The 14,840-nt window shown below is 69.4% G+C and carries 14 protein-coding genes; 6 read left to right on the forward strand and 8 right to left on the reverse strand.

Features of this window, described 5'->3' with window-relative positions:
- Window positions 1–11: 11 nt before the first annotated feature.
- The 8 genes from M6B22_RS05820 to M6B22_RS05855 are packed head-to-tail and all read right to left on the reverse strand — an operon-like array spanning window position 12 to window position 9,008.
- Entirely contained in the window at window positions 12–1,103 is a 1,092-nt protein-coding gene (locus tag M6B22_RS05820) for a sialidase family protein (RefSeq protein WP_269444833.1), read from the reverse strand.
- 23 nt (window positions 1,104–1,126) lie between these two features.
- Window positions 1,127–2,095 (reverse strand): LLM class flavin-dependent oxidoreductase, encoded by a 969-nt coding sequence (locus M6B22_RS05825; protein WP_269444834.1) that lies wholly within the window; start codon window positions 2,093–2,095, stop codon window positions 1,127–1,129.
- On the reverse strand, window positions 2,092–2,508 hold the full coding sequence (locus M6B22_RS05830) for a RidA family protein (protein ID WP_269444835.1): 417 nt from the start codon (window positions 2,506–2,508) through the stop codon (window positions 2,092–2,094). The genes M6B22_RS05825 and M6B22_RS05830 overlap by 4 nt, the downstream gene beginning before the upstream one ends.
- Window positions 2,508–3,479 carry an NAD(P)-dependent oxidoreductase gene (locus tag M6B22_RS05835; RefSeq protein ID WP_269444836.1) on the reverse strand — a complete coding sequence of 324 codons (972 nt, stop codon included), beginning with the start codon at window positions 3,477–3,479 and terminating at the stop codon, window positions 2,508–2,510. Before M6B22_RS05835 ends, M6B22_RS05830 begins: the two co-directional genes overlap by 1 nt.
- Complete coding sequence (locus M6B22_RS05840; RefSeq protein ID WP_269444837.1) at window positions 3,476–4,582, reverse strand: ABC transporter ATP-binding protein; 1,107 nt, start codon at window positions 4,580–4,582, stop codon at window positions 3,476–3,478. Before M6B22_RS05840 ends, M6B22_RS05835 begins: the two co-directional genes overlap by 4 nt.
- Window position 4,583: 1 nt before the next feature.
- Window positions 4,584–5,609 (reverse strand): Gfo/Idh/MocA family protein, encoded by a 1,026-nt coding sequence (locus tag M6B22_RS05845; protein WP_269444838.1) that lies wholly within the window; start codon window positions 5,607–5,609, stop codon window positions 4,584–4,586.
- Window positions 5,610–5,649: 40 nt separating this feature from the next.
- Window positions 5,650–7,038 (reverse strand): ABC transporter substrate-binding protein, encoded by a 1,389-nt coding sequence (locus M6B22_RS05850; RefSeq protein WP_269444839.1) that lies wholly within the window; start codon window positions 7,036–7,038, stop codon window positions 5,650–5,652.
- 59 nt (window positions 7,039–7,097) lie between these two features.
- Window positions 7,098–9,008 carry an ABC transporter permease gene (locus M6B22_RS05855; protein WP_269444840.1) on the reverse strand — a complete coding sequence of 637 codons (1,911 nt, stop codon included), beginning with the start codon at window positions 9,006–9,008 and terminating at the stop codon, window positions 7,098–7,100.
- Window positions 9,009–9,306: 298 nt separating this feature from the next.
- On the opposite strand from M6B22_RS05855, the gene M6B22_RS05860 reads away from it, so the two are divergent.
- From M6B22_RS05860 to M6B22_RS05885, 6 genes are read left to right on the forward strand one after another with little or no spacing between them, the layout of a single operon-like run.
- Window positions 9,307–10,326, forward strand: a complete 1,020-nt coding sequence (locus M6B22_RS05860) for a dihydrodipicolinate synthase family protein (RefSeq protein WP_269444841.1) — start codon at window positions 9,307–9,309, stop codon at window positions 10,324–10,326.
- Window positions 10,323–11,255: a succinylglutamate desuccinylase/aspartoacylase family protein gene (locus M6B22_RS05865; protein ID WP_269444842.1), complete on the forward strand. Its 933-nt coding sequence runs from the start codon at window positions 10,323–10,325 to the stop codon at window positions 11,253–11,255. The genes M6B22_RS05860 and M6B22_RS05865 overlap by 4 nt, the downstream gene beginning before the upstream one ends.
- Window positions 11,252–12,037: an SDR family NAD(P)-dependent oxidoreductase gene (locus M6B22_RS05870; RefSeq protein ID WP_269444843.1), complete on the forward strand. Its 786-nt coding sequence runs from the start codon at window positions 11,252–11,254 to the stop codon at window positions 12,035–12,037. Before M6B22_RS05865 ends, M6B22_RS05870 begins: the two co-directional genes overlap by 4 nt.
- 31 nt (window positions 12,038–12,068) lie before the next feature.
- Window positions 12,069–13,130, forward strand: a complete 1,062-nt coding sequence (locus M6B22_RS05875) for a Gfo/Idh/MocA family protein (RefSeq protein WP_269444844.1) — start codon at window positions 12,069–12,071, stop codon at window positions 13,128–13,130.
- A complete protein-coding gene (locus M6B22_RS05880; RefSeq protein WP_269444845.1) occupies window positions 13,127–13,867 on the forward strand; it encodes an MBL fold metallo-hydrolase in 741 nt (246 codons plus the stop codon). Before M6B22_RS05875 ends, M6B22_RS05880 begins: the two co-directional genes overlap by 4 nt.
- A complete protein-coding gene (locus M6B22_RS05885; RefSeq protein ID WP_269444846.1) occupies window positions 13,864–14,838 on the forward strand; it encodes a Gfo/Idh/MocA family protein in 975 nt (324 codons plus the stop codon). The genes M6B22_RS05880 and M6B22_RS05885 overlap by 4 nt, the downstream gene beginning before the upstream one ends.
- Window positions 14,839–14,840: the final 2 nt, after the last annotated feature.

Consider the following 14,840-nt stretch of genomic DNA (forward strand, 5'->3'; position numbering starts at 1 on the left):
CGAATCGCTCCTCAGTCCGGTTCGGTGCCCGCCGCCGTCAGGCGCAGGCGGAGTACTCGGATCCCGTACAGATCCTCTTCCTTGCACCAGAACGCGAGGGCGGCGGACCGCTCGTTCTCCACGACGATGCTGGGGTATCCGAACTGCAGGGCGCTCAGCTCACTGCCGACCGCACCCGAACCGGCCATTCCCGATCCGGCGCCGAGCCAGAGCGGGCAGGTCTGCTCGGTCACCCAGCTCGTGCCGATCTCGGCGGTGCTGGCCCACAGCCCGGGAGTGTCGTGACGCCGGTACACGGCGAGAATCCGATCTCCGCCGAGGGGCGCGAGCTTCATCGTCTGCGCACGGATCCCGTTCTCGCGCGCGGGTCCGAAGCGTTCCCGCTGCGCAGCGACGGCGTAGGTCGACGGCAGCGTCCTCCCGGTCCGGGTGTCCAGGGACCACACGACGGCCACGAGCCGACCGTCGGCCAGTTCGGCGATCGACTGCTCCCAGCTGACGATCCCCTCGGCCCAGCGATCGAACTCGTCGAGGTGCGTCGACCACGTGTGGCCGCCGTCGCAGGAGACGAAGGCAACGGCCCGCATCCCTTCCGCGCCCTCGCCGTCCCAACCGATCCAGGTGGAGGTGGGGAGCAGGATGCGCCCGTCCGACAATTCGACCGGTGCGTGGCAGGTCTCGAAGGCGGGAGCGCGCAGCGGCGGCACGGCCACGGCCGGGGTGCTCCACGTCCGTCCCCCATCATCGCTGCGCGTGCTGATCAACTCGCAGTCGCAGTAGCCGAGGCCGGGGTGGTTGATCAGGCCCTGCGCGGGGTCGGACCGGACGAACCGTGCCCCGAACCCGAGCAGGGTTCCGTCGCGTAGCCGCGCCACGCGCACGGTGTGGGTCGCCCGTGGCGGCGGTTCGGGCTCGAGCATCGGCGCGGGCTCGGACCAGGTGTCGCCGCCGTCGAGCGAACGGCTGGTGTAGGTGCGGTAGTCGTGAGCTTCCGGCCCCTGTCCGAGGTCGAACGTGCAGAGCCATTCGTCGGCGCCGAGCCGGATCAGGGACGGGTGCCACGCGTGGCGGGCGACAAGCTCCGGGCGCGGGTTGCGATACACGGCTACCGAACGCTCAACGGTGATCAAACCGGCTGTCCCGCCAGCTCCAGCCCGGCCGCGCGGCAGTCGTCGATGAATGCGTACAGCGGATCGTCGCTGAGCGCCAGACCCGGGACCCCCGCGACGATACGTGCGAGGCCCTGCTCCTGCCAGGTTGCGAACGCTTCGGCCCGGCTGGGCAGGTCCGACGCCGACGCGGCGTCGGTGAACGCGATCTCGTCCGGCCGCATCATCCGCTGCCCGCCGCTCGCCAGGCCGCGCCAGGCCAGGCTGGGCGGCACGCTGATCGAGATCGCCAGGGTCTGCGGGTCGCGTCCGATCTCCTCGCACCGGTGCCTCAACAGGGCACACGCCTGCGCGGTCGCGGCCGGCAGCACGTCCAGGTTGATCTCGTCGCAGTACTTGGCGGCGAGTCGGAAGGTGACGTTCGGCCCATGTCCGCCGATCAAGATCGGGATGCGCGGCCGCTGCACCGACCGCGGGTTGTTGACGACCTGGCGGACCGTCGCGTACCTGCCGTGGAACTCGACCGGCGGCTCGTCGGCAGTCACCATCTTGCTGATGATCTCCAGATGCTCGGCCAGCGTCGCCAGCCGGTCCTTGAGCGGCAGGAAGTCATAGCCGAAGGCGTCGGCCTCGTCGGCCCGGAACCCGCAACCCAGACCCAGGGTGAGCCGGCCGCGACTGATCACATCGAGCGTCGAGGCCATCTTCGCAGTGAGCGCCGGATTGCGGAACGTCGAGTTGAGCACCGTGAATCCGAGTTCGGCACGCGGTGCCTCGACTGCGAGCGCGGCGGTGAGCGTGACGCATTCGAAGAGCACCTGCTCGCCGCCCCACTTGGTGAGCACGTGCTCCCCGGTCCACAACGACTCGATGCCGAGGCCTTCAGCGAGCTTCGCCAGCTCGATGATCCGGTCATAGGCGCGCAGCGGGTCCCAACCCTCGAACTCGCCGAACCAGCCCTGAGGCAGGATGAGCCCGGCCTTCATGACGCACCCGGACGGTGTTCGGGACGGCTCGGCGGCAGTGCGACCACCGCGTCGATCTCGATGGCTATTCCGAGCGTCGGCACGGGAACCGTCGTGCGCGCCGGGTACGGCGGACGAAGGTAGCTGCGCATGATCTCGTTGTATTCGGCGAAGTTGCCGTAGTCCTCGATGTAGGCGCCGATCTTGACGGCGTCGTGAATGTCGCCGCCCGCGGCCGCGGCGATGACCGCGATGTTGTCGAAGACCGCGCGTACCTTCTCGGCGAACGTCTCGCCGCGCGGCCGGCCGTGTTCGTCGAACGGGCCCTGCCCGGAGATGAACAGCAGATCACCACTGCGCACAGCGTGCGAGTAGGGCCCGGCAGGCAACGATCCACCCGGTGCGATGACCGCTTGGCGGTCAGCCGTGGGCATCAGGCACCCCTTCGCGCCGGAGCGCGGCCCGCGCGCTCGAGCAGCTCGATCGCCCGCCGCGCGGCGAAGACGTGCAGGTCGTCGCGCGCCTCCTGCGAGGTCGCCGCCATGTGCTGGGTCAGGACGACATTGGGCAGTTCTCGCAGCGGGTCGTCGTCAGGAGGTGGCTCCTGAGCGCGCACGTCCAGCCCGGCAGCCCCGATCCGGCCGGCCGCCAGCGCCTCCAGCAACGCGGCCTCGTCGATCAATGCGCCACGTGCGACGTTGACGATCACTGCTCCTGGTCGTAGCGTGGCGATCCGCGCGGCGTCCAGCAGCCGCCGGGACGAGTCGGTCAGCGCACTGCACAGGACCACGACCTCGCTGCGTCCCAGGAGGTCGTCGAGGCCACACAACCGGACGAAATCGAGCGGTGACGACTCGAGATACGGGTCGTGCGCGAGCACGGTCATCCCGAAGGCGGCGCACTTGACGGCGACCTGGCTACCGATCCGGCCAAGCCCGACGATTCCCACGGTCTGACCGCGCAGGCGCCGGATGCCGAAGAAGTCGGGACCGGAGTAGACCTTCCATTCACCGCTTTCGGCCTTGCGGGCAAAGGGAATCAGTCGGCGCTGGATCGCGAGCAGCAGCGCCATCGCGTGATCGGACACCTCGTCCGTGCAGTAGCCGGCCACGTTGGTGACCGGGATCGAGGCGGCCGCGGCAGCGGCGGCGTCGACCGCGTCCATGCCGACGCTGTAGCAGATGACGCCGGCGCAGCGGGTCAGGTGGGCGAAGAGCTCGGACGGGAACGGACCGGAGACGATGAGGACGTCGGCACGCTGCAACTGCTCGATGCTCGCGCGCTCGGTGTCCGGCACCACGAGGGCCACCCCTTCGGCTGCCAGCAGTTCACGCTCACGGTCGTACACCCAGTCCAGGTCGCGGATCGGGTCCCAGATGAGGACGCTCGGATCGTCCGGTGTCATCGGGCGATTCGCTCGGTCGAGACCGCGTCGAACAGATGCACCGAGCCGGGTTTGACCTCTGCGACCACGTGGTCACCGAGCGCAATCGGCAGGTCCGGCGCCACCCGGGCAGTGACGTTGGTGCCGCCGACTGCCAGCTCGACGAAGGTGTCCGAGCCGGTCGGTTCGAGCAGTTCGACCTGAGCCTTGAACGTCATCGGCGAGCTGTAGGCGCCGGCGGCGATCGACACGTGCTCGGCGCGGAATCCCGCGAACACGTTCGGCCAGTCCCCGTCGCGCAGCCCGAGCGCCGCCGCCGAGCCGAGCCCGATGCGGATGTCCTCGCCGACGAACTCGACGTTCTCCCCGTCCCGCGCGAGGCTGCCCGCGACCAGGCTCATCCGCGGCTTGCCGATGAACGTTGCCACGTAGGTGTTGGCCGGCCGGTTGTAGATCTCCTGCTGCGAGCCGTACTGCACGACCCGTCCCTCGCTCATCACGGCGATCAGGTCCGACAGACCCATCGCCTCCTCCTGGTCGTGGGTCACGAAGATGGTCGTCGTGCCCAGGCTCAGGTGCAACCGCTTGACCTCGGTGCGCATGCGCGAACGCAACGCCGCGTCGAGGTTGCTGAACGGCTCGTCGAGCAGGAACACCCGCGGCCGCTTCACCATCGCCCGACCGAGCGCCACGCGCTGCTGCTGGCCGCCGGACAACTGCGCCGGCTTCCGGTCGAGCAGGTGGTCGATCGCGAGGATCCGCGCAACCTCGGTGACCCGTTGCTTGATCTCGCTCTTGGACGTCCGCAGCAGCTTCAGCGAGAAGGCCATGTTCCCGTAGACGCTCATGTGCGGGTACAGCGCGTAGTTCTGGAACACGATCGCCATGCCCCGCTCGTTGGGCGGGACCTTGGTGATGTCTCGGTCGCCCACGAAGATCGAACCCCCGTCGGGCGAGTCCAGGCCGGCGATCAGGTTCAGCGTCGTCGTCTTTCCGCAGCCGGACGGGCCGAGCAGCGTGATGAACTTGCCCTCGGGCAGTTCGATGGACATCTCGTCCAGAACCGTGACCTTGCCGTAGCGCCGCGAGACCTTCGCCAGCCGCACCGACGCTGCGTTATTCATGTCAGGCCTCCTGATCGATCTGCACCGGGGCGCCACTTCGTGCGGACAACGCCACGGCGTCCAGCATGAGCTGCGTCCGCACGCCTTCCGAGCCGCTCACCAGTGGATCGGTGCCGTGCTCGACCGCCGCGACGAGATCGTCCAGTTCCCGGCGATAGGCCTCCAGTCGGACCGAGTTCACCGCATCGAGAGGGTCGAACGGCGGCTGGCTGTAGACCGTCTCCCACTTGTCGTCCTTGCCGAGCCGCACCTCGCCGTAGGCGTCGACGTCGAGCAGCCCCTCCGAGCCGGTGACGAGGAACTGCAACGCCGATCCCAGCCCGGGCCGCGGTACCTCGTATGTCATCCAGACACTGGCCAGCACACCGTCTTCGAACCGGTACTGGGCCATCACGCTCTGGGCCTCCGGACCGGTCCGGCTGTAGTGCGCCGCCTGCGCGAAGGCCGTCACCACGCGTGATCCCACCAGCCAGCGCAGCACGTCGCAGCCGTGGGCACCCCAGTCGTCGAACACGCGCATCTGCTCGGTGTCGAGCTTCCACTCGTCCGCTGTCTCGGTCATGTCCCACCAGTGGTCGACCCCGGTGACCCGCACCATGCGCACCTGGCCGATGGCCCCGGAGTCGATCACCTGCTTGGCCGTCATCGGTGCGTTCCGGAACCGGTGCTGCGAGACGACCGCCAGCTTGACTCCGGCGTCGCGGCAGGCGGCGACCATGGTGCGGCAGTCGTCGGCGTCCGGTGCCATCGGCTTCTCCACCAGCACGTGCTTGCCCGCGCGCGCGGCCGCCACCACCTGGTCCCGATGGGCCCGGGGTGGCGAGGTGATGATCACGGCGGCGACGTCCGCGCGCTCGATCAGGGCCTGGACACTGCTCTCCTCGGGGACGCCGTAGTCGCCGGCCAGGCCGGCTGCTCGGCGGCCCCCGGCCACCGCCCGCAGCGGTGTGCCCGGAGCCATTCGGGCGACCTGGGACCAGGTTCGCCCCATGAACCCCCCACCGACGACGCCGATGCCGAACTCCATATCGATCCTTTCGTTCTAGCCGCGGCGTCGCCGGTCCCGTTCAGTTCGAGGCGATGTAGTCGACGACGAGCTTCTTTACCGCCTTCACGGTTTCCGACTGGGCCTTCGCCGCGTCCCAAGTCCCCTTGGAGATGTTGGTCAGGCCGAGCAGGAACGGCGCGTTCCAGTTGAACGGGGCGTTGCCCGGCCAGGTCAGCTGGTGCTTGGACTGCTCGGCGAGCAGCGGCGCGATCGGGAACGAGGCGGCGACGTCCTTGTCGCCGCTGACCGAGATACTGCTCGTCGGCAGCACGGTGCCCGCCTTGCCGAGCACCAGTTGCTTCTGGAAGTCCGGCGACACCGTGTACTTCACGAAGTCGAGCGCGGCGTCCTTGTTCTTGCCGAACTTGTTCACCCCGAGGCCCTCGGCAACGATGACGCTGCCGGACGTCCCCGGATCGATGCCGGGCATGATGACGACGCCGACGTCCTCCTTCTTGATCTTCAGCTTGAAGGCGGGATCCGAGCCGAGGACCTGGCTCCAGAAGCCGGCTGTGTTGATCTCCGACGCGCCGAGGTTCTGGTTGAACAGGAGCTGGGTGTCCGCGTCACCGGTCGCGTTGGCCGCCGCGATCCCGAAGAACTGCTTCTTGAACCCGTCCTCGACCGTCTGCCAGGTCTTGAGCGCCTTGTCGTTGTCGAACAGGACCTCGGTCTTGTCATCGTTGAACATCTGGCCGCCGAGGGAGTTGTACATGCTGATCCAGTACGGAACTCCGATGGTGTTCCACGGCGTGACGTTCGCGGCGCGTCCCCCGGTGTTCAGCTTGGGCGCGAGGTCGTACAGCTCGGACCAGGTCGTCGGTACCTTCTCCGGGTCCAGGCCGGCGTCCTTCCAGTCCTGCTTGTTGTAGATGAAGAACTCCATGTCCGCGAACAGCGGAGCTGCGTACAGCTTGCCGCCCTTCTTCAGCTGGTTCAGCGCCGCCGGAATGAGGTCCTTGGTGATGCCACCCAGGTCGCCCAGGTCGTCGTAGATCCGGTCACCGAAGTTGGAGACGAAGTCGACCGAGCCGAACAGGACGTCGAAATGCGGGTCCTTGGACACGATCATCGTCGCGTAGTCGGTGGCTCGCTCGGCGTACGGGATCACGACGGCGTTGACCTTGCCGCCGGTCTTGGCGGCCCACAGCGCCCCCGCCGCCTGCGCCGGCTGGACTCCGGTGGGGTTGCAGCCGACGTTGAGGGTGACGCCCTGGAACGCGTTCGGTCCGGTCTTGACCGGCTTCGAGCTCTTGTCGGCGTTGTTGCTCTTCTTGTCGCTGCTGCAGGCGGCCAGCAGCGTGCTGGCGCCGAGCGTGGCGAGAGCGCCGGCGGTCAGGAAACCGCGCCGGCTGACGCCGGACCCACTGACGGATGCAACGTGCGTGATCAGATCTCTTTCGGTCATGTCGGCGCCCTTCGTGATCGTTGAGTGCTCTGGGACGGCTGCCGCGTCGAGGTGACGGGTCAGCCCTTGAGGTAGCTGTCGGCGAGGCCGGAGCTGATCCGGCGGTGGAAGAACATGACGAGCAGGATGACCGGCAGCACCGCGACGATGCCGGCAGCCGCCTGGTACGTGTAGGGCGGTTCGCCGCCGATTCCGGTGGGCGAGTTGATGTAGCCGATCCGCCGCGTGATCGTGACGGCACCGTGGTTGCCGAGCACGACGGCGAACAAGAACTCGTTCCAGACACTGATCAGGAGCAGTAGGCCGGTGGCAGCGATGCCGGAGCTCGCGGCCGGGACGGTGACCCGGAACAAGGTGCCGATGCGGGAACAGCCATCGATACGAGCCGACTTCTCCAGTGCCTCCGGCACGTTCTCGAAGATGGCCTTGAGCAGCCAGATGGCGAGGGGTAGGCAGAAGGCGACGTTGGCGATCACCAGACCTTGGATGGTGTCGGTCAGGCCCACATGGTTGTAGACCAGCAGCAGCGGGATCGCCAGCACGAGCGCCGGCACTGTGTAGGTGAACATCAGCAGGCCGATGATCACGTTCTTGCCGCGGATGCGCAGCCGCGCCAGCGGGTAGGCGGCAAGCGCACCCAGCAGCAGCGTGATCAGCGTGGTGGCGATCGTGACGACGAAGCTGACCTTGAACGAGGAGATCCACTCGTGGCTGGTGAACAGCTCGCGGTAGTGGCTGAAGTCCAGTCGCCACGTCGGGGTCGGCGGGCTGGAGGTCACCGCGCTCTCCGGCTGCAGGCTCGCAATGAGGATCCACAGCGTCGGCCCGACCGACCAGATGAGCAGCAGGACCACCGACACGCCCATTCCCAGCCGGCGCACGCGCGCGGGCACCAACCGGCGACGGCGCTTGGGCTCGGCGTAGTCGGTTCGCGGTAGCGCTGACACCGCACTCTGCGGCAGCGCGTGCAGCTGCATGTCGACGAGCTCGTCGTCGGTGACCTCGACCTTCGGCCGGCGGTTGCGGCCGAGGTAGGCCGCCGCCAGGCTGAAGACGATGATCACCGCCATCAGGAACAGCGCCAGCATCGCCGAGTAGCCGAGACTGAGATTGTTGAAGGCGGCGTTGTAGATGTAGTACGCGACCGTCGTGGTCTCCAGGCCGGGTCCACCACGCGTCAGCTGGAACAGCAGGTCGAAGACCTGAAGCGAGATGATGATCTGCAGGATCGTCGAGATGAACAGCGTGGTCCGGATGGCCGGCAACGTAACCGCACGGAACGCCTGCAGGCCGGTCGCGCCGTCCATCGCGGCCGCGCGATACAACGACGGCGGAATCGACTTCAACGCGCCGAGCATGATCAGCGCCAGCAGCGGCGCGGAGCGCCAGGCCGTGGCCAGGATCGCGATGCCGAACGCCTTGCCCGGGTCCTGCAACCACGCGACCGGCCCGTGCACGATGCCGAGCGCGCGCAGGATGCTGGTGATCACGCCGAAGCTGGGCTGGAACATGAACCGCCAGAAGAACCCGGTCACAATCGGCGCGATCGCCCACGGCAGCAGGAGCGCTACCGACAACCCCGCCGAGTAGCGGGTCTTGGCCTTGTTCATCAGCAACGCCGTCGCCAGTGCGAGCGGCACGGTGAGCACCGTCGTGCCGATGGCGAAGAGCATCGTGCGCGGGATCGACGCGGTGAAGTTCGAGTCCGCGACGAGCCGGTGGAAGTTCTTGAGCGCGACGTAACGGTCCGGGCCGTCGCGCAGCAGTTCGATCCGGAACAGGCTCATCCCGAACACGGCCGCGATCGGCGGCACCGCCACCAGCGCCACCAGCAGTCCGGCCGGCAGGAACAGCAGCACCGCGAACTTGCGCTCGCTGAGATAGTCGATCCGGCGCGAGAGTCGTCCGGGCAGTCGTCTGCGCGGCTCGAGCGGCGTGACCCGCTCGCGCGTGTCGACTGCTGAACCCACGCTGTCCTCCTGTGTCCGGTTTCCGCGCCGACCCGGTGCGCGGCCCCTACCCTCAGCCCGCCGTGAGGTGGCAGCAGTCTGTCCGCCCGCCACCTACCGTGTCAACAGGCGACATGCGAGTTTCATTTTCAAGCAAGCGGGAGCGCCGTTGTGCCGCGAGCACCAATGCCCAGGCTGTTGACACTGCCAAAGAACGCCCGAGATACTGTTTCACGCAATAACATTTCAGTCTCATAGAATGAAACTTGTTGGCCCAGCCGTCAGCATCTATCGGCACCCTCGAGGAGCAGCACACGACATGACGAACCACGTCGAGCGCCCCACGGATCCGGGGCCGGCCGCGAGTTCGAGCCGGCTGGCTCTGCCCGCGCCCGGGGTTCTGGTCCCGATCGTCACCCCCCTGCTCCCGAGCGGCAGTCCGGACCTGGAGTCCTTCGACTCGCTGCTCGAGTTCGGTATCGCGGCCGGCGTCGACGGCTTCCTGGTGCTCGGGTCATCGGGCGAAGCCGTGGCACTCAGCGCGGACGAGCGTTACCAAGTTGCAACGCGCGCACAGGCGTACTGCCGCGGCCGCGCCCACATCATGCTCGGCGTGGTCGCGCACGGCACCAAGGACGCCGGAGCAGACGCGCAGCGGCTGGATGCGATCGGAGCGGACAGTCTGCTTCTCACCGCACCGGCCGGTTTCGCGATGTCGCAGACGGAGCTCGGCGGCCACTTCCGCACCGTCGCGGGGCTGGTCGACACACCCGTCGTGGCGTACGAGGTTCCCACGCGCGTCGGCGTGTCGCTGTCCGCCGAACTCATCGCCGAGCTGGGCGCCGACGGCACGATCGTCGCGGTCAAGGACTCCTCCGGCGATCTCGTCCGCGGCCGGGCGGTGTCCGAGGCGACGCGCGGCCTGCCGGGATTCGTCCGCTACACCGGCTGTGAGCAGTGCATAGACGGGGCGATCCTCGGCGGCTACGACGGCGCGATCGCGGGGCTGGCCAACGTGTTCCCGCAGTTCCACGTCGAGCTCATCCGCCGCGTGGCCGCCGGCGACTGGCCCGGCGCGTCCAGGGTGCAGGGCTTGATCATGCGGCTGCTCGAGCTGTACTTCCACCCGTTGGAGTACGCGAGCTTCTCGGCGCAGTTCTTCGCAGTCGTCAAGGAAGCGCTCGTGCAGCGCGGCGTCATCGCCCACGGCACCACCAGCGCGCCGCTCGTCCAGGCCGACGAATCGATCCGGGTCCACGTGGCGAAGATCCTCGAGCTCGGCAGGGAACTCGAGGCCGAGCTGCGCGACAGCCGCCCGGCGGCCACGACCCTCGGGTGATCGAGCAGCACGATCTCGACGGGGAGCACACCCTCGAGATCAATGTCTTCGGGCCGGATGCCGGGCCCACCCTCGCGGTCCTCGGCGGGGTCCACGGCGACGAGCTGGAGGGTGTTCTCGCCGCGCGCATGCTCACCGCGCACCTCGGCGCGCTGCCGTCCGGCTCGCTGAGCGGCCGGGTGAAGGTCGTCCCCGTCAGCAACCCGCTCGCCTTCGCCGCGCGGTCGCGGACCAGCCCGGCCGACGGCGCGAACCTGGCCCGGGTGTTTCCCGGCCGGCCGGACGGGCAGGTCACCGAACGGATCGCCGACCTGCTGAGCACGCAGGTGATCGCGGGAGCCGATCTGCTCGTCGATCTGCACTCGGCCGGGGCGCGTTACGAGATGCCGGTGTTCGCCGGATACGTGGCCGACGCGCCGCTCGGAGAGCGTTCGGCAGCCGCCACGTACGCCTTCGGGGCACCCGTCGTGTGGGAGCACCGGGGGACCGGGCCGGGCCGCTCGCTGTCGGCTGCCGAGGAGCTCGGGGTCGCGTCGCTCTACGTCGAGGGCAGCGGTGGTGGCGGCCTGGTCGGCAGCGATCTCGACATCTACCTGCACGGCCTCCTGCGCCTGCTGTCCTGGCTCGGCCTGACGTCGACGCAGCACCCGCCGCCGGCCGAACCGCTCGTTCTCCGTGGCGACGACGGGAACGTCGATGCCTCGCTGGCCTGCTCGATCGGGGGCTATTGCGTCACCCGGGTCCGCTCGGGCCAGCAGGTCGAGTCCGGTCAGCTGCTCGCCGAAATCCTCGACGAGACGGGCAACAGCATCCAGCAGATCCGCAGCCCGCGGCGCGGTTCCGTCATGATGCTGCGGCGCCGCGCGGAGGTCGAGCCGGGGGACGGGATCGCGATGCTCGGCCCGGTCCCGCAGGGTCGCACATCATGACCGCGAACGAGCGGGCCGGCTCGTTGGCCGGGCAGGTCGCACTGGTTACCGGCGGTGGCACCGGCATCGGCGCGGCGATCACCGCCCGGTTGGCCGACACCGGCGCCTCGGTCGTGCTCGGTCAGTCGACACAGGATCGCGCCGACGCCGCCGTAGCCGCACTGGCCGCACCAGGGCGGGCGATCAGCGGTATCGGTGCCGACCTCGCCGACGCCGCGGCGTGCCGCGACCTCGTGGCCGCGGTGCTGAGCCGCCACGGCCGGATCGACATCCTCGTGAACAACGCGGGGGTCACCGGCGCCCCCGCGACCGGCCCGTTCCTCGAATTCACCGACGAGCACCTCGACCGGGTCATCGACGTCAACCTCAAGGCGGCGTTCCGGTGCGGACGGGACGCGGCTCGCGACATGGCGCGCCGGGGCGCGGGCGTCATCGTCAACGTCTCGTCGGTCGCCGCCTACGCCGCGCAACGCGACGCCAGCGCCTACGTAGCATCCAAGGCGGGCCTGGTCGGGCTCACCCGCGGCATGGCGTTCGAGCTCGCGCCGACGGGCGTCCGCGTCGTCGGCGTCGCGCCGGGCGACATCGTCGTCGGTGCTACCAACAGTGCTGGCCGGAGCCCTGCCGCGGGGCCGGACCGGGCCTGGCTCCGCGACACTCCGCTCGGGCGCCGCGGGACACCCGAGGACGTCGCCTCCGTCGTCGCCTTCCTGTGTTCGGACGGTGCCGGCTTCATCACGGGCGAGACGATCCTCGTCGACGGCGGCTGGCTCTCTTACTAGTTCACCGATCACCAACGACGTGCTGGAGACGATGGCGATGCGCATTCTGCAGATCGGCGGCGGCTCGATGGGTACGCGACGCATGCGCGACCTCCGCGGCCCGGACCACGCCGGCTCCCCCACCTCGATCTGGCTGCTCGATGCCCGCGAGGACCGCCGCGCCGCCGCGCTCGATCGATTCGGCATACCCGGCGTCGCGAACCTGGACGAGGCGCTCGCGCTCGAGCCCGACGCGTTCGTGATCTCGACGCCGCCACACCTGCACCAGCAGTTCGTCCGCACCGCACTGGAGTCGGGCAAACACGTGTTCTGCGAGGCGGACATCTGGCCGTTCGAGCTGGACCTGGTCGAACGTGCGCAGGCGGCGCACCCCGGTCTCGTCGCGGCACCTTCGGCAACGCTGCGTTTCCAGCCCGTGGTGCGCGAGGTCGCGCGCATCGTCGCCGAGGAGCTGGGACAACTGCACGCCTTCGGTTACGTGCTCTCGGTCGACGCGGCGTCCTGGCATCCGGGCGAGGGCAGCGAGTACTACGCGCGCCATCGCTCGACGGCCCCGGCGCGGGAGATGACCGCGTTCGAGCTGATCGCCCTGCAGCACATCTTCGGGCCGGCAGCGAGCGTGTCCGGGCTGGTGCAGCAGCGCGGAAGCCGCGCCTCGGACACCGAGGACACCTTCAGCCTGCAGTACCGGACCGAAGCCGGTGCCGCCGGGCAGCTCACCGTGCTGATGGCCTCGCCGCAGGTCGCGCGTCGCGGGTGGGCGGCCGGGGAGAACGGCATGGTGCACTTCGACCTGCTCACCGGCCTCGTCGACCGGCAGCTCCCGAGCCGCGGCCTGGAGGACTCGCGCAAGATCTGCGATTGGGCCGGCACCCTTGAAGCCGTCTACCTCGACGAGATCTCGACGTTCGTCGCCGCGGTCGCCGGCACCGCCGTCTGGCCGTACAGCTACCGCGAGTCGCGACTGGTCTGCGGCACCCTCGCCGCTGCCGAGCTCAGCACGATGACGGGGAACGTCGAAGCCGTGCGGTCGGACCTCGCGCCGGCAGCGGTCCCCGACGCGTATGCGCCGAGTGCGAGCATGCCCGGATGAGGCTGCTCCCGGGCGTTCACCTGGTCGGCAGTGGTTGGCTCGGCTTCGGTCTGAGCGACCGCGACGACAGCCACGTCTTCCTGGTCCACGACGGCGACGACGCGGTGCTCGTCGACGCCGGCTGCGGCCTGGCGAGCGAGCGGATCGCCCAGCACATCGACGACGCCGGGGTCCCGGGCGGCACCGTGTCGCGGATCCTGCTCACCCATGCCCACCCCGACCATGCCGCCGGCGCGAGCTCGCTGGCCGAGCTGCTCGGGGCGCAGGTGCTTGCCGCCCCGGTCACGGCGGACATCCTGCGTCGCGGGGACGAGGATGCGGCCGGGCTCACCGTGGCCCGCGCCGCCGGCCTCTATCCGCCACCGGTGCGGCTGCAGGCCGGCGAGGTGCACGAGATCGACGACGGCGACATTGTGCGCGTCGGCGGTATCGAGCTCCGGATCATCGCCACGCCGGGCCACGCGGCCGGGCACCTGTGCTTCGCTGCCCAGCTGGGCGGGCGCACCGTGCTGTTCTCCGGTGACCTGGTGTTCTCGCGCGGGCGGGTCGCCGTACTCGGCACGCCGGACACCGACCTGCGCCAACTCGCCACGAGCCTGCGCCGCGTCGCCGCGCTTCGGCCGGACGTGCTGCTGCCCGGGCACGGAACGCCGGTGCTCGACGACGCCTTCGCGCATCTCGACGCCGCCGTCGCCGCGCTGGACCGGCAACAACTACCGCCGCCGCTGCTGCCGTGACCGTCATCGGTGTCACCGGCGTCGGTTCGATCGGGGCCCGGCACGCCCGGGTGTTCGGCGAGCTGGCAGGCGTCGAGGTCGTGGTGCACGACGCCGTGGCGAGTCCGGCCGACCTCGCGACGCGGCTCGGGCCGGTGGTGCGTGTCGTGCCCACCCTCGCCGCGCTGCTGGATGCGGGAGTCGACGGGCTCGTCGTCGCGTCACCGGACGAGGTCCACGCCGAAGCCGCACTCGCCGCCTGCGAACGATCCGTCCCGGTCCTGCTCGAGAAACCGATCGCCGACACGGTCGAGGCGGCCGAACTGATCGCAGGTGCCGCAACTGCGACCGGCACCCCGGTCCTGATGGGGTACGTACTGCGTCACGTGCGCTGTCTGCACCGCGTGCGGGCCCTGCTCGACGTCGGCACGATCGGCCTCCCCGTCTCGTTCCAGGTGATGCTGGGGGCCTACGAGACGTTGCAGGTGGCACGGAACCGCTTCGATCGATCCGGCTACGGCGCCCTGTTCCGCGACTACAGCCACGAATGGGACTACCTGCGCTGGCTGCTCGCCCCGATCACCGGCGGGTTCGCGCTGGCGCGCGCCGCCGGCACCCTGGACCTGATGCAGGATCCGAACGTGGTCGACGTGGTGCTGCGGCTGGCCGACGGCACTACGGGCACGGCGCACCTGGACTACGTGCAGTCGCCGGGCACACGTGGGTTCACGATCGTCGGCGACCGGGGCACCGTGCAGGTCGACGTGCCCCGCGGTGAGGTCCGCGTCCGTCGTCCCGACGCGGACGAGACCGTCGAGTACGACGTCGAATCGCGCGACGACGCCTTCCGTGCACAGGCCGCGCACTTCGTCGCGGTAGCGGCGCGAACGGCCGAGCCGGTCGTGGACGTCGCCGACGGACTGGCGGCGCTGAAGGTCGCGGATGCGCTGCGGCGATCGGCGATGCAGCACCGCTGGGTCGACGTCGGCTGAGC

Origin of the sequence: Jatrophihabitans cynanchi (assembly GCF_027247405.1) — a bacterium.
GTDB classification, from domain to species: Bacteria; Actinomycetota; Actinomycetes; order Mycobacteriales; family Jatrophihabitantaceae; genus Jatrophihabitans_B; species Jatrophihabitans_B cynanchi.

Coding starts and splice junctions, on each gene's coding strand:
- M6B22_RS05825 (WP_269444834.1), bottom strand. CDS start 2,095: ATGAAGGCCGGGCTCATCCTGCCTCAGGGCTGGTTCGGCGAGTTCGAG.
- M6B22_RS05830 (WP_269444835.1), bottom strand. CDS start 2,508: ATGCCCACGGCTGACCGCCAAGCGGTCATCGCACCGGGTGGATCGTTG.
- M6B22_RS05835 (WP_269444836.1), bottom strand. CDS start 3,479: ATGACACCGGACGATCCGAGCGTCCTCATCTGGGACCCGATCCGCGAC.
- M6B22_RS05840 (WP_269444837.1), bottom strand. CDS start 4,582: ATGAATAACGCAGCGTCGGTGCGGCTGGCGAAGGTCTCGCGGCGCTAC.
- M6B22_RS05845 (WP_269444838.1), bottom strand. CDS start 5,609: ATGGAGTTCGGCATCGGCGTCGTCGGTGGGGGGTTCATGGGGCGAACC.
- M6B22_RS05850 (WP_269444839.1), bottom strand. CDS start 7,038: ATGACCGAAAGAGATCTGATCACGCACGTTGCATCCGTCAGTGGGTCC.
- M6B22_RS05860 (WP_269444841.1), top strand. CDS start 9,307: ATGACGAACCACGTCGAGCGCCCCACGGATCCGGGGCCGGCCGCGAGT.
- M6B22_RS05870 (WP_269444843.1), top strand. CDS start 11,252: ATGACCGCGAACGAGCGGGCCGGCTCGTTGGCCGGGCAGGTCGCACTG.
- M6B22_RS05875 (WP_269444844.1), top strand. CDS start 12,069: ATGGCGATGCGCATTCTGCAGATCGGCGGCGGCTCGATGGGTACGCGA.
- M6B22_RS05880 (WP_269444845.1), top strand. CDS start 13,127: ATGAGGCTGCTCCCGGGCGTTCACCTGGTCGGCAGTGGTTGGCTCGGC.